Below are 19,773 nucleotides of genomic sequence, written 5' to 3' on the forward strand. Positions count from 1 at the left end.
AACCCAAACGCGTGCGACCGAACAATCTTCCGCGTCGCAACATTCCAACTTGAGTCAGCCACCGTTCATCGCTTACTGAACATGAACTATTTGTCATGTGGCATGGATAGACGCGTCCGGTGCGGACGTATTCCCAGCCGACACCAAGCGACAGGAGCATCGGTGCCGACTCTCATTCCAAAGCTTACCACGTGGCGCGCGGATCTTCCCGCCTCCATCGTCGTCGCGCTCGTTGCGCTGCCCCTCTGTCTCGGCGTCGCGCTAGCATCGGGTGCGCCGCTGTTCGCCGGCATCATTTCCGGCATCGTCGGCGGCATCGCCGTGGGCCTGTTCTCCAAATCACCGCTGTCGGTCAGCGGCCCCGCCGCCGGCCTCACGGTGATCGTGCTCACCGCGATCGAGAGCATGCCAAGCTACCAGATGTTCCTGATGGCGGTCGTGCTCGCCGGGGTGCTCCAGATTTGCTTCTCGCTGACCCGCGCCGGCATCCTCAGCGAATTCGTGCCGTCCTCCGTCATCACCGGCATGCTCGCGGCGATCGGCCTGATCCTGATCCTCAAGCAGATCCCGCATGCCGTCGGGTTCGATCGCGAAGCCGAGGGTATCTTCGAATTCACGACCGCGAACGGCATCAATACCTTCACACGGATCTTCGACAGCCTGAGCGCGGCCGTGACGCCGGGGGCGATCCTGATCGCATCAATCAGCCTCGCGTTCCTGTTCTGGTGGGACGGCGCCAAGCCGAAGGACGGCCCGTTGCGCTTCGTCCCCGGCCCGCTGGTCGTCGTGCTGATCGGCATCTTCGGCAACATGCTGTTGGGCGTCGTGAAGCCCGACTGGCAGCTCCAGGCGACGCACCTCGTTCAGGTCCCTATCACGCAGACGCTGTCGCAATTCCCGTCGCTGTTCACCTTTCCCGACTTCTCCGGGATCACGATGGGCATCGTCTGGAGCAGCGCAGTCACGCTCGCGATCGTCGCCAGCCTTGAGTCATTGCTGAGCGTCAAGGCAGTCGACGAGATCGATCCGCGCCGCCGCTCGACCGATAAGAACTGGGAGCTGATGGCGCAGGGCGGCGGCAATATCCTGTCGGGTTTGATCGGCGGCCTACCCGTCACCTCGGTGATCGTGCGGTCGTCGGCGAACGTCGATTCGAAGGCGGAGAGCAAGCTGTCGACGATCCTCCACGGCTTCTGGTTGCTGGTTAGCGTCGCGCTGATCCCCGCGGTGTTGAACCTGATCCCGCTGTCGGCGCTCGCCGCGGTGCTGATCGCGACCGGCTACAAGCTGACCAAGCCCAAGCTGTTCAAGGAACGCTTTCAGCAGGGCTGGACGCAGTTCATCCCATTCGTCGTCACGGTCGGCGCGATCCTGTTCACCGACTTGCTCGAAGGCATCGTCATCGGCCTGGCGGTCGGCTTCGTGTTCGTCGTCGCGCGCAACTTCCGTACCGCGATCACCTTTGCCTGCGACGACGAGGATTGCCTCGTCCGCGCACGCCGCAACCTGTATTTCATCCACAAATACGAACTGCAGAAGGCACTCGCCAAGGTGCCTGACAACGCCAATCTGCTGATCGACTTGTCGTCGACCAGCTATGTCGATCTCGATAACGTCGACATCATCAACGCGTTCATCAAGGGCGCGCAGTATCGCGGCATCACGGTGCTCATCCGCGGCGACCTCGCGATGCGCACGGTGAAGCTGATCAACGCCCCCCAGACCGAGGTCCGTTTCGCATGAGGCAGTACAAGCAGCTCCTGCTCGCCAACAAGGCGTGGGCGGCCGAGATCATCGAGGAGAGCGCCGACTTCTTCCAGCGCCAGCTGGTCGGCCAGAACCCGGAGTTCCTGTGGATCGGTTGTTCGGACAGCCGCGTCGGACCTGAGCAAATGACGATGACGCCGCCGGGCAACATGTTCATCCACCGCAACATCGCCAACCTGGTGAAGGATGACGACACTAACCTGATGTCGGTGCTGCAATATGCGGTCGACGTGCTGGGCGTGCGCCACATCATCATCTGCGGCCATTATGCGTGCGGCGGAATCCGCGCGACGCTCGACGGGGGCACCACCGGCCCGGTCGACGAATGGCTCAGCACCGCGCGCTGCGTCTTGCACGACCATGCCGACGAGATCGACGCGCAGCCCGACCGCGAGCAGAAGGTCAACCGGCTGGTCGAGGTCAACGTCCGCGACCAGCTCGTCCGCCTCGCGCGCACCAAGACGATCCAGGGGGCGTTCGCGCGTGGGCAGGAAGTGCTGCTCCACGGCTGGGTCTACGACATCCGCGACGGGCTGATCAAACCGATGATGGAGATCGATTCGACGACCGTGCTGGAGGAGGTCGGGCGGCCGGACCGGGTGCTGGTGTAGGCGATGGCGAATCCTCCCCCACAAGGGGGAGGATCATGAAGCAATACTTCACCCCGGCATCTTGAACCGCACCTGCTGCGACAGCCCGCCGCAGCCGACACCGCCATCGGGGCGGAAGGTCTTGCTCCAGCGTGCGCCCGCCACCGTCTGCACGCCCGCCTTGGTGAATACGAACGGCGGATAGCTGAGTACCGCGCGTTGGTTGAGTACCCGGCCGTTGGCATCGACGTCGAACTGCGTCTTGGTCCAGCCTTCGAAGCCCCAGGCCATCGCCTCGTTCGGGAAGACGCCGCCCGCCGACAGGAAGTGCGGCGGCGCATCGAGGATCGCGCACTGGTTCGCGGCCAGCCCCGACCGCTCGAACGTCGCGCGCGCGGTTGCGGTTTCGCCTGCCTGTTGCTGAAGCGACGCGAGACGGATCAGTGCACCGACCCGCAACGGATCGTTCACGGCGAGCCCCTTGTCGTCGGCCACCTGCTGCAGCAGCACCGCGCGGCGACTGCGCGAATAGGTCCGCTCGGCGATCAGCAACAGGATCGCGGACCGCGCCTTGGGATCGTTCGCGTACGCCGGGACCGACAGCAGCGGCGTTAGCCCGCGCGCGTAGACTTCGTTCTTCCAGTTGTCCGCGCTGTCGGTCTGGCGGACGCTGATATCCAGCGGCAGCCGTGCGGTCGGCGGCGCGCCCTGCGCCTCGGCGATCGCGAGCGCCCGCCGTGCGAGGACGTTGCTCTCCTCGCGCCCGACCACCGCATTGTTCACGAGTTGATAAAGCGGTGGCAGCGCGGCGAGCGAAGTGGCGCCGGACTTCGCCTCCGCTGCGGCGAGCGCCGCGCGTTGGCGGACGACGGCGACCGCATCCGCGCCGCGCTCCTCGGTCGGCAGCGCAAGCCCCTTCGATTCGAGCCACGTCGCCATGTCGGCGTCGAGGAACTTGGTGATCGACGGACGCTCGAACGCGGTCGAACAGCGCATCTCGATCCGGACGTTGTAGCGGAAGAACGCCGGTAGCGCCTTGACCTGTTCGGGCGTCCACGACCAGTCGCGAACCGCGCGCGCGAACTCCAGCGCAACCGCACCGCCCCCCGCCGCATAGATCGGCGAGACCCTGCTCACCACGCCGTCGTCGCCGATCGTGAACTCGACGACCGCCATGTCCGCCGGGCGCAGATCGGCCTCGCCACCGCACGGCGGGACGTCCATCTGTACCGCCGGATCGAACTCGCCCTTGGTCAGCCGGCCCGCCCCGGTCATCGCCATGTAGCGGCGCGCGTCGTCCGCCTTGCCTGCCAGCAGCGAAGCGATCGCCGCATCGGAGCGCGCGGAAACGTCGGTCAAGTCGGTCTGCGAGGTCAGGCCACCGAGTTGCTTGACGGCCTCGACCGCATAGGCACGCGCCGGTTCGTAGGCGCCACGGTTGAGCAGCAGGATCGCGTGACGACGCGCGACCAGCGCCTTCAGCTTGCCATCAGTCTTTAGCGGCTTCAGCAACGCATCCGCGCGGGCGAGCGCGGCATCCGCGGCGGCGGGGTCGGTAAACGTCTTGGTGTTCGCCAGCGCCAGCATCGATGCGACTTTCAGGTCGGGCGTATCGGCGGCGGTCTCGGCGCTCGCGTAGGAATCGCTCGCCCCCGCGTAGTCGAGCGCGTTTTCCGCAATGGTGCCGAGATTGTAATTCGCCCGCCAGCGATCCTCGGCAAGCGTCGCATCGCTCGCCGGCAACAAGGCAAGCCCGGCGCGCGCCGCGGTCACCGCATCGTCGGACCGATCGAGCTTGAAAAGCGCGGCACTTTTACGGATCAGCGCGACGCCGCGGCTGCGCGAGCCGGGCTTGGTGCGCGCCTCGAGCTTCTGCCACGCGGCGAGCGCGGCGGGCTTGTCGCCCTTCGCATCAAGCGCCGCGGCGGTGTCGAAATCCTGTTGTACGGTGGTGGTCGCTGGCGGAGCCCCCGTCTGCGCCGACGCTGCGGTCATCGCCATCACGCCAACACTCAGCACGCCGAAATTTCCGAAACGCATCACTTCCCCCGACGTAGTTCCGCCGCAGTCTGCTACGGTTCGGGGAAGGATGCCAGAGGGTCTGTAAGCCGGGTTCTGTCCATTTCCGATCCTTCGATACGGAAGTTAGGCGACCATTCCTCTAGGACGACGGTTACCCGCCGCCTCAAGCAATCAACCCGGGTGACGAGCTGAAACGAAGCCCATGTGCCACCCCTATTCGATCTTGCTCCCGGTGGGGTTTGCCGTGCCGCCCCTGTTACCAGGCGCGCGGTGCGCTCTTACCGCACCCTTTCACTCTGACCGTCCCGACCGAAGCCGAGGGTTGGCCGTCTGCTCTCTGTGGCACTTTCCCTGAGGTCACCCTCGCCGGGCGTTACCCGGCACCGTCGTTTCGCGGAGCCCGGACTTTCCTCGCGTGTTCGAAAACACCCGCGGCCGCCCGACCCTCTGGCGCGCAGACCCCTAGTCGTCGCCCATCGGTTTGGGAAGCAGCAATGCGAGCAGGATGCAGCGACATTCCGCGTCGACTTCACCATCGACCAATTCCGGACGGAAGCGGCGCTGGAACGCCATCGTCGCCGCCATCCGGTTCTCGACGTCGTAGCCGAAGCGTTCAAGCGCCAAGCAAAAGCCGCCCTCGGTCCAGCCAGGATCCATAAGGTTCTTGGTAGGCCTAGGCAGCGCCAGCCGCCGTCGCGCGAGTTCATGCCACGGAAACAGTTCGCCCGGATCGCGTTTGCGGGTCGGCGCGATGTCCGAATGGCCGACGATGTTGCCGCGGGTAATTTCGTGGCGGTCCTTGATCTCCGCGACCAGCGCCACGACCGATGCGATCTGTTCGGGCGGGAACGGGCGATAGCCGAACTCGTGACCAGGATTGACGATCTCGATGCCGATGCTTGCCGAGTTGATGTCCTCGATCCCACGCCAATGCGAGCGGCCGGCATGCCAGGCGCGCTTATCTTCCGCGACCATCCGCAGGACCGTGCCGTCCTCCTCGATCAGGTAATGCGACGACACCTTCGCCGCCGGATCGCGCAACCGGGCGATCGCCGACGCGCCGTCCTGCATGCCGGTATAGTGGAGCACGATCATCGTGATGGGCAGCGAACGATCGTCGAAATTTGGTGACGGTGTCTCGATAAACTTCAAGCCAGCTTCCCTTCACGCCGTTCGGCCAAGCCGACGCCACTCCGCGCCCTACGGATCACCACGCGTGCGACACCGCGCAGTGTCAGGCCACCGCCTGCCGACATCAATAGCGTTAACGGACTGCCAACGTAATAGGCTCCGACGAACGGCCGGATGATCGGCGCGGCGTGTATCATCAGCGGCACCGCGCGCTGGAGTCCGGTCTCTTGCAGTTACACCGTGCCGTGACTCACGTTCAGCCCGTGGATCGGGTGCGGGGGTCTTTGGTGTTCACCTGATAAAAACCGCGAAATTCGCGGCTTGGTTCGAACGCGCTGGTCTGGCCGATGACCGTCTCACCGGCGCCGAGCACGAGCTTGCCGCCCGGGTTGAGCGCGTCCGCGAACTTGGGAAACACGCCGGTCTTGGTTTCCGTCGACAGGTACAGCAGCACGTTGCGGCACAGGATGATGTCGAACCGTCCCGGCGGGGGCTGATCGGACACCAGGTTCATGCGCCGGAACGTGATCAGCTTGACCAGCTCGGGTTTCGCCACCCAGTCGCTGCCGGTCGTATCGAACCAGCGAATCATCCGTCGTACGGGCAGCCCGCGCTGGATCTCGAATTGCGAGAAGCGCCCCGCCCGCGCACGCGTAAGCGCGGCTTCGGACACGTCGGTGGCAATGATTTCAGGCATCGGCGCGCCGCTCGCGGCATGTCGTTCGGCAAACACCATCGCCAGCGACAACGGCTCCTGCCCGGTCGAGCACCCCGCGCACCAGATCCGGACGCGGCGACGGTCCGATTGCGCCGCAGCGACCGCCTCGACCAGCTGATCGAAAACCAGCGCATCGCGGAAAAACGAGGTTTCCTGATTGACCAGCGCGTCGACGATCCGGTCGCCGATCAGCCGGTCGCTGCCTTCGAGCAACTGCGTCACCAACTGGTCGAGCGTGTCGAGCTTCCGGTCGCGCAGCAGCGGTTTCAGCGCGGTATCAAGCCGCCACGAACGATAGGCCGCGATCTGCTGGCCGGTACGTGCCTCGAGCAGCGCGGTCAGCACGTTGATCGCGGTCTGCGACGCAACGATGGGCATGGACTTGGCGAGCGTCATGGCCGGCGCCGCGTCGCGATGAGGCGACCGATCGCATCGGGTGGCAAAACCGCATCGGCGACACCCGTTGCCGCGACCGCGCCCGGCATACCCCAGACGACCGAGCTCTGCTGATCCTGGGCAACGACGCACCCGCCGAGATCGTGAACGCGACGCGCCCCCTCTGCCCCGTCGCGCCCCATTCCGCTGAGGACGATCGCGATCATGCGCGGGCCATAGACCTCGGCGATCGACGCCAGCATCGGATCGACCGACGGCATGCAACCGCTGGCGGCAAAATCCTGGGTGAGGCGAAACGCCGCGCCGTCCGCGCCGAGCGCGACGCATTTGAGATGCGCATCGCCCGGCGCGACGATGATGCGGCCCGGACGCACCCGCAATCGATCGGTCGCCACCTCGCACGGGCGGCCGGCGATCAAAGCGATCTGCGCGGCGAAATAGGGCATGAACGATGCCGGCAAATGCTGCGTAATGACGATCGGCAGGCGAAATCCGGTCGGGAGTTCGCGAAAAAGCTGGCTGAGCGCATGAATGCCGCCGGTCGACGCGCCGATCGCGACGATGTCGTACTCGTCGCTCGTCGCTGCCCGGACCCGGGGCGAGGTCGATACCGACTGCGCCGGCCGTCGCTCGGGACGCACTGGCGTCGGGCCCGAAGCCGGCGGGCGGACCAGTATCGCGGGCGGCATCAGCGCCGGACGTTCGCACAGGCGTTCGAGCTTGCCGACGAGCGCCAGGCCGAACCGACCGGACAGGGCACCCGCCGATGGCTTGATCAACGTCTCGGCGGCCCCGAGCGCCAGCGCCTGGACGGACGCCGCGGCGCCTTCGTCGGCGGACGACGACACGATCAGAACCTTGGCCCCCTGCCCCGCGGCAATAAGATCCGGCAGCGCGGTCAGGCCGTCGACACCCGGCATCTCGATATCCAGCAAGATGAATTCGACCGTCGCGCGTGCCAGAAACTCGAGCGCCGCCTTGGCCGTACCGACCGCGCCGACGACCGAAAAGCGGTCGCTGGCGTCGATCAGTCGCGCGATCACCGCCCGGGCGACCACCGAATCATCGACGATCAGGACTCGTGCGAACCCGTCGATAGACTGGCCGTCATGGTCTCGATCGAGCCGCGGAACTGGAGGGGAGCGACTGGCCATCGTCCGGGCCGGATCAGGCCATGCCGACGATCTGGAGCTTAGATTCGAGCGTGTCGCGATCGAACGGCTTCATGACATATTCGTCCGCCCCCGCTTCGATCGCCGCGCGAATATACGCCATGCCGTTCTCGGTCGTGCAGAACACGACTTTCGGACGGCTCGGGATATCGGCCTCTCGCAGCGCACGCAGAAAGTCCATGCCGCTCATCACCGGCATGTTCCAGTCGAGCAGGATCACGTCGGGGATCGACGCCAAGCACGATGCCAGGGCCTCGCGGCCATCACAGGCTTCGGTCACGGTGAAGTCGAGCGTCTCCAGGATATGACGCGCGACCTTGCGGATCACCTTGGAGTCATCGACGACGAGACAGGTCTTCATGGAAAGCCTTCCGGGGAAAATCGTTGGGACGGTCTACGCAGAAAAGCGTAAGCACCCGGTTAAGTGAGACAAAATTCAGGCGGCTAGAAATTCAGGCAGCTAGTGCAGTGTCGGAGATGACCGCCGCCAGATCGAGAATCAGCAGCGGTTCGCCATCGCGCTCGACGATGCCGATGCCCGCCGAGGCCCAACCACGATGCAGCGCCAATCCAGACGATAGCGGCAATCGGGCGAACGGCGCGACGTCCTCGACCGAATCGACCAGGATCGCGTAATGGTGGCCCTCGACGGCGGTGATGACCGCGCGCCTCGCGCCATCCGGGGTCGGCTCAAGCCCCAGCGCGGTACCGGTATCGATCACGGTCACCACCCGGCTGCGCAGTGCGGCCAGTCCGCGGACAAAGGCCTCCGCCCGCGGTACCGCGACGATCTCGCCGATATCCACCACCGAGTCGACCTGCGCGGCGGCGATCGCGACGCCGCGACCCGCGATATGCGCCACCAGAAACAGTTCGCTCACATCGCCCTCCGTGCCGCGAGTGCGGCGATCAATGCCGGCCGATCGTACCGATAGATGCTCGCATCGTCGTCGTGATCGGCGGTCCGCGTCCGCCGCAGCGTCACCACCGGCGCCATCGTATCGCGGACCGGCGCGTCCTCCATCGCCAGCGCCACCGCGGCGGTCTCGCCCGCCGCCAGCGCCGTGACGCAGCGATAGCCCGACGCCTCGAGCGCAGGCTTCAGGAACGTCTCCATCCAGCCCGATCCATCGACCTGCAACAGACATACCGGCAGCGACGCCAGCGTCACCGGCTGGCCCGCGAACAGCGCATGCGGATCGACCAGCTCGATCTGCTCACCGGCGATCGATACGACCCCGGCAATCGGCCCGGTGCCCCGTGCCGGTGCCATCTCGGCAGGCAGCGCGACGATCTCGATCGCCTCGGCAATCGCATATGCCATTTCGCTCTCGCCGTCGGTCAGCCGCAACACGGCCACCTCGATGCGCGCGCCGAGTTCGGCGACCGCATGGAGGGGAATGATCGTATCGCCGACCGACAGGCGCATCGCCCCGCCCGACCAGCGGATCGCGTCGGTCGGGACCGGCTCGACGCGATCGATAACCGCCAGCGCGATCGCCCGACGCTGGCCATCGAGATCGTCGAACAGCAAGGCGGGCACACCCGGCACGACCTCCTCGACCTGTGCAGAAACCGATGCGACCGACGTGAAACGCAAGCCCGCGACCGCCGCGATCCCGGCAGCGTCGAGCAACAGCATCGGCAGGCCGTTGTCGGGCAAGGTCTTGCCCGCATAGACGCCGGTCGCCATCACGGCGGGAGAGGCAGGCTTTACGACGAGCTCTTCGGTGTCGAGCACGGTATCGACACCGAGTGCGTAATCACCTTCACGCGTCGAGACGATCACCAACGTCGGCGGGGCGTCGCTGTTCAGATCGAGAAGGTGGCCGAGCGAAACCAGCGGCATCCGCTTGCCGCGTACCGTGACGGTGGCAGCATCACCGATCGTGTCGATCCGCACCTGATCGCCGCGAACCATGACGATCTCCTCGATCGCCTGGCGCGGCAGCGCGAACCGCTGCGAGCCGACGCCGACGATGATCGTCGACAGGATCGACAGCGTCAGCGGCACATGGATGACGATTCGCAAACCGCGACCCGGATCGTTGGTCAGCACGACGCGTCCACCGATCTGTTCAATATTGGCGCGCACGACGTCCATGCCGACGCCACGGCCCGAAATCGCGGTCACCGTGTCGCGGCTCGACAGACCGGGCGCGAAGATCAGGTCGAGCTTTGCCGCCTCGCTCATCAGCGCAAGCTCGGCAACGCCGTACAAGCGCTTTTCCGCCGCTTTGGCGACGATCCGCGCGACGTCAATGCCCTTGCCGTCATCGGCAATCTCGATGAGAATCTGGTTGCCTGACTGCCGCGCCGACACGATCAGCCGTCCGGTCATCGGCTTGCCCGCGGCACGCCGCTCGGCCGGTATCTCGATCCCATGATCGATCGCGTTGCGGATGATGTGGCCGAGCGGGTCGCGCATCAGCTCGATCATCTCGCGATCGAGCTCGACATCGGCGCCCTCGATCACGAGGTCGACGCTTTTGGCGAGCTCCGCACTGGTGTCTCGAACCAGCCGAGGCAGTGCCGAGAACAGCGCATCGACCTTTTGCATCCGCGTCCGCGTGACGGTGTCGCGCATGTCGGCAACCGTCAGCGACAACCGTTCGAGCGCCGCTTCGACCTGCGGATCGACATCGCTGTCGCGCAGGCGGCGGGCGAGCTCGTTGCGCGCCAGCACCATCTCGGACATGCCGCTCATCATGTGATCGAGCAGGTCGACATTCAGGCGGACGCTGCGGCTGACGACACGATTCTGCGGTGCGGCCGGGGCCTGCGCGCAGGGCTGTGCATCGGGCGCGAGGGCCGCGATCAACAGGTCCTCGTCGGAATTGTCGAGCGAGGCGCCTGCGGCGATCGCCTCGACGATAGCCCCGATCCGGTCGACGATCCCCAGGACCGCGTTGACGAGCGCAGTATCGGGCGTGCGCTTACCATCGCGGACCGTGGCGAGAACATCCTCCGCAGCGTGGCTGAGGCGCGCGAGGCGCGGCAGGTCGAGGAACCCGCAGCTGCCCTTGACGGTGTGGACGAAGCGGAAGATCCCGTCGAGACGTCCCTGGTCGGCGGGCGCGGCTTCCCATGCGACGATCTCGCCGGAGATCGCCTCCAGCGTTTCGCGCGTCTCGGCAATGAATTCCTGTAGCAAATCGTCCATGCGAGCCCCGCGTTCGAGGCCTGTCATGCATTGCGGAGGTTAAGAGGCCGTTAGCTCGACTTCTCAATCCCCGCCCCCGCCAGGGGAATCGCAGAAGACCGCGCTTTACCGCGCGTTGAAGACGACGCCGAAGATCATGATCCCCTCGGCGGGTTCGGACACGATCACCGTGCCGCCTGCATCGGTCACCAGCGTGTTGATCATGTATGCCGCTGCCGCGCGCGGCGTGACCGCATGCGCGCCCGCGCCCTCGACCAGTGTCCGGCGGATCTCGGGATCGAGTACGATCCGTCCCCCCTCGACCTTCACCACGATCTCGAGCTGGCCCTCGTTATCCTCGCCACCGACCTCCATCGTGCCGCCCCGAACGAGCGACTCGGTCGCGATCAGGACGAGGTTGAGCAGCACCTTGACCGCCGACTTGGGCATCGCGGACGCCTCGACCGCCCAGACGAACGTGATCCGCTTGTTCTCGGCAACCAGCCCCTCGATCGCATTGCGCGCCTCGTGCGTGTCGACCAGTTCGCCGAACCCACCCGCGGCGCCAAAAGCTAGGCGGAAGAACTTCAGCTTGCTGGCGGACGCGCGCGCGCTGTCGGCCAGCAATTGCATGACGCGCTCGCGCATCGCCGGGTCGGTCTCGTCGGCGAGCAGTTCCAGCCCGTTGTTGAGCGCCCCTACCGGCGACAGCAGGTCGTGGCACAGGCGCGAACACAGCAGACTCGCGAAATCGACCGGGCTGACCGTCATGAAAATCCCCTAATTCTGGAGCGTCTTGTGGCGGTGGTGCGGACGGCGCGCAAGGGCTGCGGTCGCCGGCTCTCACAGCGGGCCTAACGTGCCTCCCTCCGTCATCCTGACGAAAGCCAGGACCTAGAGCCAAGAATATTGCCCCGGCTAACCCTGGGTCCTTACTTTCGTCAGGATGACGGGTGGCGAGGTTTACGTATCGTCAATCATCTCTTCGACGAACGCGCCCATCTCGACCGATCGCCACGCACGCGCCTCACCCCCGCCAAGGATCACCCAGATCGCCCCATCCCCCATAGCCTGCTCCGCATCACGCGCAGACGGGACCGGCAAACCCGACGGATGCGAATGATAATGCCCGACGACGCTTGGCCCTCCCCCCCGCGCTCGTCGATGCGCCGCGAACAACACCCTAGGATCGATCTCGAACGTCCGCGCCGGATCGGTCGCGACATTCGCGCACGCCTCCGCCGCCTCGATCCGCCTCGCCGTCCCGAACAGCAGCCCACAAATCTCCGCGTCGGGCGACGCGGTCGCCGCGGCAACAAGTTGTGTCAGCACTTCGCTTGAAATCATCACGCTCATCGCCACATCGCTACGACATGGACCGGGGGGTTTCCATCGTCGAAGCATCGATCACGCCGGCCACCGATGGCTGGAGGCTCGACCGTGCGCTCGCCGAAGTGCTGCCGGACATGTCACGCGAGCGGCTTAAGGCACTTATCGCGGCGGGCCAGGTCACGCTCAACGGCCGCGAATGGCGTGACTCGGCGAAGAAGGCTGCGGCGGGTCAAGTGTTCGCGGTCGCGATCCCGCCACCAACGCCGCTGCACAACGAAGCGCAGGATATCCCGCTCGTCGTCGCCTACGAAGACGACGACCTGATTGTGATCGACAAGCCCGCCGGCTTGGTCGTCCACCCCGCCGCGGGCAATTTCGACGGGACGCTGGTCAACGCGCTGCTCCACCATTGTGCCGGTAATCTGTCGGGCATCGGCGGGGTCGCGCGACCGGGCATTGTCCACCGCATCGACAAGGACACGTCGGGGCTGATGATCGCCGCGAAGACCGACCGCGCGCACGAAGGTCTGGCGAAGCAATTCCACGACCACAGCATCGACCGCCGCTACAAAGCGATCGTCGGTGGCATCCCGCGCCCGCCGAGCGGCACCGTCAACGCGCCGCTAGCGCGTAGTCCGCAGAACCGGAAGAAGATCGCGATCGTCGAAGGCGGCAAGCGCGCGGTGACGCATTTCTCGACGATCACGACGTTGCACAAGGCGGCACTGATCGAGTGTCGGCTCGAAACCGGGCGGACGCATCAGGTCCGTGTGCACATGGCGTCGATCGGTCACGCGTTGCTCGGCGACCCGGTCTATGGTAGAACAAATCAAGCTCAGAAGTCGCTGCTCGAAACGCTCGGTTTCCGCCGGCAAGCCTTGCACGCGGCGCATCTGGGGTTCATCCATCCGGTGAATAGCATCGCTTTGGCGTTCGAAAGCGAAATGCCCGCAGACATGCAGGAACTGTTCACCCAGCTTGACGTATAGATAATCGACACCATGCCGCAGTGCGGCAATCGGGGTCAGCAGAAAGGGATTACGACAATGGCAGCCCGCTCCAACGTTCCAGCGACGATTCCTGCGCTCGGCAGCGAGGCGGGTCTCAATCGCTATCTCGCCGAGATCAAGAAATTCCCGCTGCTGAAACCCGAGCAGGAATATATGCTCGCCAAGCGTTTCCAGGAGCATGGCGACACCGAGGCCGCGGCGCAGCTGGTGACCTCGCATCTCCGTCTAGTGGCGAAGATCGCGATGGGCTATCGCGGCTATGGCCTGCCGACGTCGGAGCTGATCTCCGAGGGTAACATCGGCCTCATGCAGGGCGTGAAGAAGTTCGAGCCCGAGCGCGGCTTCCGTCTCGCCACCTACGCGATGTGGTGGATCCGCGCGTCGATCCAGGAATATATCCTGCGCTCGTGGAGCCTCGTGAAGATGGGCACCACCGCCGCGCAGAAGAAGCTGTTCTTCAACCTGCGCCGGATGAAGAGCCGCCTCGATGCGTTCGAGGACGGCGATCTGCGCCCCGAGCACGTCACCAAGATCGCCACCGATCTGGGTGTCGCAGAGACCGACGTCGTCAGCATGAACCGGCGCATGGCGATGGGCGGCGACACGTCGCTCAACGTGCCTATGCGTGAGGATGGCGAAGGCCAGTGGCAGGACTGGTTGCAGGATGACGCGCCGTTGCAGGACAAGATCGTCGCCGATGCGCAGGAGGCGGATGTTCGCCACTCGATGCTGGTGTCGGCGATGGACGACCTTAACGAGCGCGAGCAGCATATCCTGACCGAGCGCCGCCTGACGGATGATCCCAAGACGCTCGAGGAATTGTCGCAGGTTTACGGCGTGTCCCGCGAGCGCGTGCGGCAGATCGAGGTTCGGGCATTCGAGAAGCTGCAAAAGGCGATGATGCGCATCGCCGGCGAGAAGCGCCTGCTGGCGGCTTAACGTGGTGCGCACCGTCGTCATCGGCGGCGGTGCGGCCGGTATCGTTGCGACGCGGACTTTGCACGATGCGGGCCATGATGTGTTGTTGGTCGAGGCCAGCGATCGTCTGGGCGGCAGAGCGAAATGTCTACCCTTAGCCTGCTTGTTGCCCCGCGAAGGCGGGGGCCCAGACTGGCCCCCCGCCTTCGCGGGGGACCATGTCGACGCCGGTTGCGGCTGGCTACACTCCGCCCAGCGCAACCCATGGACCAACATCGCTGAGACTTCTGGCTTCACTGTAAATCGTTCCGACGCAAACTGGCGCACCCAGTGGCGCGATCTCGGCTTCTCGCCCGCAGACCAAGCCTCATCCGCCGATGCGTACGCAACCTGGAACAAGCGCGCTCTCGCTGCCCTAGAAGGCGCCGACCGCCCTCTCTCCGACTTCATTGGCCCCAACGACAAATGGCGCCCGAAGATCGACGCGATCTCCGGCTATGCCAATGGCGCGAACCTCAGCGAGGTCTCGCTCCACGACTGGGCAGCGTACGAGGAGGCCTCGACCGACGATAATTGGACGGTGAAGGAAGGCTACGGCACGCTGGTCGCCAGTCACGCCACGGGCCTGAACGTTCGCCTCTCGGCGCCGGTAACGCGCATTGATCACAGCGGCCATCGCATCAAGCTCGACACTCCCGCCGGAACGATCGAGGCGGACCACGTCATCGTCTGCGTCCCCACCACCGTCCTCGCCAAGTCGCAGATCGTCTTCGATCCACCCCTCCCCGACAAGCATGCCGCCGCCGCCGACCTCCCGCTCGGGCTCGCGGACAAGGTATTTCTCCTTGTCGACCGCCCCGAATGGCCGACCAACGCGCATCTGATCGGCAACCCGTACAGCGCCTGCACCGCCAGCCACCGCCTGTCGCCGTTCGGCTGGCCGATCGTCGAGAGCTTCTTCGGCGGTGACTGCGCGGAGATGCTGGAGGACCGCGACGCCGCGCAGTTCGCGATCGACGAACTTGTCGGCTTGCTCGGCAGCGATTGGCGCAAGCGCTTCACCCCGCTCGCTGCAACCCGCTGGCGGCACGAACCCTATATCGGCGGCAGCTACAGTCATGCGCGAATTGGCAGGGCCGGGCAGCGCGCCGTCCTCGCTGCCTCCGTCGACGGCCGGATCCACTTCGCCGGCGAAGCATGCCACCCGTTCGACTTCTCCACCGCACATGGGGCGTATAAAACCGGCGTTGCGGCCGCGCGCGCGGTGATTGGCGAGCCTGCTACGATCGCATAAGGAGCGCCGATGGGCTTCTTCCGCATTTTCGCCAAGATCGTCTTCGGGTTCGTCCTGATTACCGTCGCCTGGGTCGGCATCTATCGGTTCGTGCCGGTGCCGTTCACCTGGACGATGATGGGCGACGTGCTCAATGGCCACGGCGTGACGAAGGACTGGATGCCGCTATCCGAGATGGACCCCGACATGGCGCGCGCGGCGATCGCGGGCGAGGATTCGCGGTTCTGTTCGCATCACGGCTTCGATTTCAAGGCGATGGCGGGGGCGGCGGCGCGCAATGCGCAGGGCGGCCGGATCCGCGGCGGCTCGACGATCAGCCAGCAGACCGCGAAGAACGCGTTCCTGTTCCAGGGCGGCGGTTATGTGCGGAAGGCGTTCGAGGCGTATTTCACCGTGCTGATCGAGGCGCTGTGGCCGAAGCGGCGGATCATGGAGGTGTATCTCAACATCGCCGAGACCGGGATCGGAACGTACGGCGCGAACGCCGGGGCGATCAGGTATTTCCATCATGATGCTTCGCGGCTCTCGCCGACCGAGGCGGGGCGGATTGCCGCCGTCTTGCCGTTGCCCAAGAAGCGGGCGGCGATCGATCCTCATGGTTTCGTGCGCAAGCATGGGAACACGCTGTCGCGGCGGGTGTCGGTGGTTCGGAACGACGGGTTGGATAGCTGTCTGCAATCCTGAATTAGGAATACCCAAACCGAGACCCGCACCCCAGCGGAAGCTGGAGGTATCCACGTGGCGCATCGTGCGCGCCGTGGAGGGATATCCCAGATTTCGCTGGGATGACGGAGGGCGGACGGATCTAGATGCCCCCCTGTTCTCCCGCGCAGGCGGGAGAACAGTCCGGGTCCCCGCCTTCGCAGGGAAACCAGCTAGGAGCCTTTACTGCGTCGACTTCTCGACCGCGTCGCCGGCCTTGTCGGCGGCACTACCGACGCTCTTTGCCGCCGAGGTGATCGCGGCGTCCTTGCTGTTCTGCGCGCCTTGGCGGCTGAACAGGTAATAGCCACCGATCAGGACCGCGATCAGCAGGACGATGCCGATCAGCATGCCGCTGCCGCCGCCGCGGCGTTCGATGATCGTGGTGTGGGTGGTCGGGGTTTCGACGATACGCTCTTCGGCCATTTTGACTCTCCCTGATTACTGGAGAGCGCAACGCCGGCCGAAGAGCGATTGTTCCCGCCCCGAAACGAACCCGATTTGGTTCAGAATGGCAGTTTAAAGCCTGGCGGCAGTTGCAGGCCACTCGTCATTTTCGACATCTCGCTCCCTGACACCGCATCCGCCTTGGCACGCGCGTCGTTGAACGCCGCCGTCAGCAGGTCCTCGAGCATCTGCTTCTCACTCACCTGCATCAGCGAGTCGTCGATCGCGATGTTGATGATGCGGCCCTTGGCGGAGGCCTTCACCTTGACCAGGCCGCCGCCGGATGCGCCCTCGACCTCGATCGTGTCGAGATTGGCCTGGGCCTTTTCCATCTCGTTCTGGACGTTCTGCGCCATGGCGAGGATTTCATCGATATTCTTCATGCGTTGCTCCTTTGGCCGGGCCACGATTCTAGCTGGGCGTCGGGAAACGCTGCCACCGCGGCCTTCATGATGGGGGATTCGAGAATAGCCTGGCGCACCGCGGCGTCGGCGGCGTCCTGCGCCTCGCGCAGCGTCGGCTCACCGGGCGCGTCGACGATCGACACTTTCCACGCCGTCCGCGTCACCGTTTTTAACAATGTGTTGAGTTCGGCGAGCGTGTCGGCCGAGACCGGGCGACTGCCGCTGAGCGCGAATTCGGGCGGCGCATAGCTTACGACGCGGGCGCCGTGACGAAGGCGCGCAGCGATCGCGAGGCCGCCCGATTCGTCGAGCAGATCGACCAGCGCCTCGAACGTCGGCGGCAGGATCGGGCCGGTCGCGACGGGTTCGGGCGCCTTCGCAGCGGAACCAGCGTTCCAGGGCGGCGCTTCGCCGGACGGAACAGGCGGCGGCGGCGCCGTTGGTGCAGCCGCGACGGTCGCACCACTGGCGATCTGGCGGGCAAGCTCGCCGGGATCGGGCAGCGTCGAGGCGTAGATCGCACGCAACAGCGCCATCTCCGCGGCCTCGATCGGCAGCGCGGCCTTGGCGACCTCGTCATGGCCCTTGAGGAACAGCTGCCACAGACGGTGCAGCGCGGGGAAGCCGAGCGATGCCGCCCATTCCTCGCGTGCCGCACGCTCCTCCATCGGCTGTGCGGCATCCGGAGGCGTGCCGACCTTGGTCAGCGTGATGCCGTGGACGGTTTCGAGCAGCGAACGGAGCACCGACAGCGGGTCGACGCCATAGTCATATTGCCGGCGCATCGAGGCGAGCGCCCCTGCCCCGTCGCCGGCCAGGATCAGCGTCAGCAGATCGCGGACAGCGCCGCGATCGGACAGGCCGAGCATCTGGCGGACCGCCTCCGCCGTGACGCCGCCGCCTTCGAGCCCGGCATGCGCGATCGCCTGGTCGAGGATCGACAGGCCGTCGCGCGCCGAGCCTTCCGCGGCGCGCGCGATCAGCATCAGCGCCTCTGGATCGGCGACGACGCCTTCTTCGCTCGAGACCCAGGCGAAATGCTTGGCGAGCTGTTCGGCGGAGATGCGGCGGAGGTCGAAGCGCTGGCAGCGCGACAGGACCGTCACCGGGACCTTGTTCACTTCGGTGGTCGCGAACAGGAATTTCACATGGGGGGGCGGCTCTTCCAGCGTCTTCAGCAGCGCGTTGAACGCGTTCTTCGACAGCATGTGAACTTCGTCGATGATGTAGATCTTGAAGCGCGCGGTGACCGCCGAATAGCGCGACGCGTCGATGATCTCGCGGACGTCGTCGACGCCGGTGTGGCTGGCGGCGTCCATCTCGATCACGTCGATATGGCGGCCCTCGGCGATCGCGCGGCAGGGTTCGCAGACGCCGCAGGGGTCGATCGTCGGGCCACCCTCGCCGTCGGGGCCGATGCAGTTGAGGGCCTTGGCGATCAGGCGGGCGGTCGAGGTTTTTCCCACGCCGCGGACGCCGGTCATCAGGAACGCATGCGCAAGCCGGTCGCGCTTTATCGCGTTGCCAAGCGTCTGGACCATCGCGTCCTGCCCGATCAGCTCGGAAAAGGTCTGCGGTCGGTATTTGCGCGCGAGCACGCGGTAGGCGACGTCCGCCGCTTTGGCTGGCTGCGGGGGTTCGCCCAGGTCGAATGAATCTGACATTGCGGTCGATATAGGCGGTTTGACAGGCGGTGTCGAAGGGCTAGCGAACCCTTTCTGTTCCCTCGCGGACGCGGGGGTCCGCGATTTGGGATGCTATCGGCTTTTTTTATATCAGAAGATCAGAAGTGCGCTGCGGGTAAGCCGCATCGTCAGACGGTGCCTTGCACCGCTAGCCGCGCTCACGTTTGCTTGCAAACGTTCGCGGTGGGAGCCGGGACGACCCGTGGCTTAGTCGTTGTGGCTGCTTCCTTCCGGATCTGACCAAGTTGGCGACGACCACGTCCGCCCGACTCCCGCGGCGCATATGGCGGGGTCGGGCGGGATGATCAAGGCGCTTTAATACGAGCGCCCTGACTTAGCGGTTGTAGCGGACCGTGCGGCAGACGCGCTGGCGGTGATGGTTGCGGTACACGTTGCGGCAGACCTGGCGCGTGCGAACGACGTGACGACGGTAACCGGGGCGACGGTCGTTGTGACGCACGACGGTACGCTCATGGACGACAGTGCGCTGTGCCGAAGCCTCGGCGGCGATGCCGACGGGGGCAAGGCCGGTGAGCGCGACGAGACCGGCGGCGGCGAGCGTGAACAACTTCATGATATTCTCCTGCTGGTGCGGGCTCTGCGAAACCCGGCAACCTATGTTATCAAACTAAGCGCGGTCGTTACGGTTCCGTATCAGCGGTGGAAACAGCGACGAACCGGGCCATAATAACCGCGCTCTATCCGGCAGACGACGCGCGATCGACCGTAGCCGCGCGGGCCTCGATAGCCGTAGCCGCCACCACGATAGCCGCCCCGGTATCCGCGATACCCGTGGCGGGGGCCGTCCCAGCCGCGCCGTCCATGCCAGCCGCGATCGCCGCGGGGGCCATGCCAGCCGTGGCCGCCACGCGGGCCGTCCCAGCCGTGGCGCTGGGCATCGGCGGGGGCCGAAGCGAACAGCGTTCCCGCGGCCAACGCGCCAGCGGCGAACATTGCGATGATCTTCATGTCCGGTACTCCTCTCAAGACCTCGTACATTGAGGCGATGAGGAGATAATCCGCTTCCGGCGGTGGACGTTTCC

At 65.5% G+C, this 19,773-nt stretch carries 21 protein-coding genes and 2 other RNA genes; 6 read left to right on the forward strand and 17 right to left on the reverse strand.

Annotated features, from left to right (window positions below; translation table 11 throughout):
• Positions 1-162 precede the first annotated feature (162 nt).
• Both C8J46_RS13370 and C8J46_RS13375 read left to right on the forward strand, forming a co-directional pair.
• Positions 163-1,743: a SulP family inorganic anion transporter gene (locus tag C8J46_RS13370; RefSeq protein ID WP_132896798.1), complete on the forward strand. Its 1,581-nt coding sequence runs from the start codon at positions 163-165 to the stop codon at positions 1,741-1,743.
• On the forward strand, positions 1,740-2,378 hold the full coding sequence (locus C8J46_RS13375; protein ID WP_132740036.1) for a carbonic anhydrase: 639 nt from the start codon (positions 1,740-1,742) through the stop codon (positions 2,376-2,378). Before C8J46_RS13370 ends, C8J46_RS13375 begins: the two co-directional genes overlap by 4 nt.
• 48 nt (positions 2,379-2,426) lie before the next feature.
• Here the strand turns inward: C8J46_RS13375 and C8J46_RS13380 are convergent, their stop codons facing one another.
• From C8J46_RS13380 to C8J46_RS13425, 11 genes are all read right to left on the reverse strand, one after another.
• Positions 2,427-4,397, reverse strand: coding sequence for a hypothetical protein (locus tag C8J46_RS13380; RefSeq protein ID WP_132740039.1), 1,971 nt, complete (start codon positions 4,395-4,397; stop codon positions 2,427-2,429).
• A gap of 48 nt (positions 4,398-4,445) precedes the next feature.
• Positions 4,446-4,830: RNase P RNA component class A (gene rnpB / locus C8J46_RS13385), an RNA gene on the reverse strand.
• An 11-nt stretch (positions 4,831-4,841) separates the two neighbouring features.
• Positions 4,842-5,531: an N-acetylmuramoyl-L-alanine amidase gene (locus C8J46_RS13390; RefSeq protein ID WP_132740042.1), complete on the reverse strand. Its 690-nt coding sequence runs from the start codon at positions 5,529-5,531 to the stop codon at positions 4,842-4,844.
• The gene (locus C8J46_RS20865) at positions 5,528-5,716 is read right to left on the reverse strand and encodes a hypothetical protein (protein ID WP_165886550.1); all 189 of its coding nucleotides are present in this window, start codon (positions 5,714-5,716) and stop codon (positions 5,528-5,530) included. Before C8J46_RS20865 ends, C8J46_RS13390 begins: the two co-directional genes overlap by 4 nt.
• Positions 5,717-5,766: 50 nt before the next feature.
• Positions 5,767-6,606 (reverse strand): protein-glutamate O-methyltransferase CheR, encoded by an 840-nt coding sequence (locus C8J46_RS13395; protein WP_243643379.1) that lies wholly within the window; start codon positions 6,604-6,606, stop codon positions 5,767-5,769.
• Between the two features lie 14 nt (positions 6,607-6,620).
• Positions 6,621-7,778, reverse strand: coding sequence for a chemotaxis protein CheB (locus tag C8J46_RS13400; protein WP_132740048.1), 1,158 nt, complete (start codon positions 7,776-7,778; stop codon positions 6,621-6,623).
• A gap of 13 nt (positions 7,779-7,791) precedes the next feature.
• A complete protein-coding gene (locus tag C8J46_RS13405) occupies positions 7,792-8,157 on the reverse strand; it encodes a response regulator (RefSeq protein WP_132740051.1) in 366 nt (121 codons plus the stop codon).
• Positions 8,158-8,248: 91 nt separating this feature from the next.
• Positions 8,249-8,677: a chemotaxis protein CheW gene (locus C8J46_RS13410; RefSeq protein ID WP_132740054.1), complete on the reverse strand. Its 429-nt coding sequence runs from the start codon at positions 8,675-8,677 to the stop codon at positions 8,249-8,251.
• Complete coding sequence (locus tag C8J46_RS13415; protein WP_132740057.1) at positions 8,674-10,959, reverse strand: chemotaxis protein CheW; 2,286 nt, start codon at positions 10,957-10,959, stop codon at positions 8,674-8,676. Before C8J46_RS13415 ends, C8J46_RS13410 begins: the two co-directional genes overlap by 4 nt.
• A gap of 105 nt (positions 10,960-11,064) precedes the next feature.
• Positions 11,065-11,709, reverse strand: a complete 645-nt coding sequence (locus C8J46_RS13420; protein ID WP_132740060.1) for a histidine phosphotransferase family protein — start codon at positions 11,707-11,709, stop codon at positions 11,065-11,067.
• A 192-nt stretch (positions 11,710-11,901) separates the two neighbouring features.
• Positions 11,902-12,294, reverse strand: coding sequence for a M67 family metallopeptidase (locus C8J46_RS13425; protein ID WP_132740063.1), 393 nt, complete (start codon positions 12,292-12,294; stop codon positions 11,902-11,904).
• A gap of 17 nt (positions 12,295-12,311) precedes the next feature.
• Between C8J46_RS13425 and C8J46_RS13430 the strand changes: the two genes are divergently transcribed.
• The 4 genes from C8J46_RS13430 to mtgA are packed head-to-tail and all read left to right on the forward strand — an operon-like array spanning position 12,312 to position 16,176.
• Positions 12,312-13,259, forward strand: coding sequence for an RluA family pseudouridine synthase (locus C8J46_RS13430; RefSeq protein WP_132740066.1), 948 nt, complete (start codon positions 12,312-12,314; stop codon positions 13,257-13,259).
• Between the two features lie 57 nt (positions 13,260-13,316).
• Positions 13,317-14,219, forward strand: a complete 903-nt coding sequence (rpoH, locus tag C8J46_RS13435; protein WP_056048373.1) for an RNA polymerase sigma factor RpoH — start codon at positions 13,317-13,319, stop codon at positions 14,217-14,219.
• Positions 14,220-14,223: 4 nt separating this feature from the next.
• Positions 14,224-15,492 (forward strand): NAD(P)/FAD-dependent oxidoreductase, encoded by a 1,269-nt coding sequence (locus C8J46_RS13440; RefSeq protein ID WP_243643380.1) that lies wholly within the window; start codon positions 14,224-14,226, stop codon positions 15,490-15,492.
• Positions 15,493-15,501: 9 nt separating this feature from the next.
• Positions 15,502-16,176 (forward strand): monofunctional biosynthetic peptidoglycan transglycosylase, encoded by a 675-nt coding sequence (gene mtgA / locus C8J46_RS13445; protein ID WP_132740072.1) that lies wholly within the window; start codon positions 15,502-15,504, stop codon positions 16,174-16,176.
• Positions 16,177-16,377: 201 nt separating this feature from the next.
• Here mtgA and C8J46_RS13450 read toward each other — a convergent pair whose 3' ends face one another.
• The 6 genes from C8J46_RS13450 to C8J46_RS21100 all read right to left on the reverse strand — a co-directional run bounded on the left by C8J46_RS13450 (position 16,378) and on the right by C8J46_RS21100 (position 19,699).
• On the reverse strand, positions 16,378-16,620 hold the full coding sequence (locus C8J46_RS13450) for a hypothetical protein (protein ID WP_056048365.1): 243 nt from the start codon (positions 16,618-16,620) through the stop codon (positions 16,378-16,380).
• An 80-nt stretch (positions 16,621-16,700) separates the two neighbouring features.
• Complete coding sequence (locus C8J46_RS13455) at positions 16,701-17,024, reverse strand: YbaB/EbfC family nucleoid-associated protein (protein ID WP_093399186.1); 324 nt, start codon at positions 17,022-17,024, stop codon at positions 16,701-16,703.
• Entirely contained in the window at positions 17,021-18,709 is a 1,689-nt protein-coding gene (locus tag C8J46_RS13460; protein WP_132740075.1) for a DNA polymerase III subunit gamma/tau, read from the reverse strand. The genes C8J46_RS13455 and C8J46_RS13460 overlap by 4 nt, the downstream gene beginning before the upstream one ends.
• A gap of 201 nt (positions 18,710-18,910) precedes the next feature.
• Positions 18,911-19,006: signal recognition particle sRNA small type (ffs, locus tag C8J46_RS13465), an RNA gene on the reverse strand.
• A 58-nt stretch (positions 19,007-19,064) separates the two neighbouring features.
• Positions 19,065-19,304 carry a hypothetical protein gene (locus C8J46_RS13470; protein WP_132740078.1) on the reverse strand — a complete coding sequence of 80 codons (240 nt, stop codon included), beginning with the start codon at positions 19,302-19,304 and terminating at the stop codon, positions 19,065-19,067.
• Between the two features lie 80 nt (positions 19,305-19,384).
• The gene (locus C8J46_RS21100) at positions 19,385-19,699 is read right to left on the reverse strand and encodes a hypothetical protein (protein WP_207894179.1); all 315 of its coding nucleotides are present in this window, start codon (positions 19,697-19,699) and stop codon (positions 19,385-19,387) included.
• Between the last annotated feature and the right edge of the window lie 74 nt (positions 19,700-19,773).

This window comes from Sphingomonas sp. PP-F2F-A104-K0414 (assembly GCF_004340945.1).
GTDB lineage: Bacteria > Pseudomonadota > Alphaproteobacteria > Sphingomonadales > Sphingomonadaceae > Sphingomonas.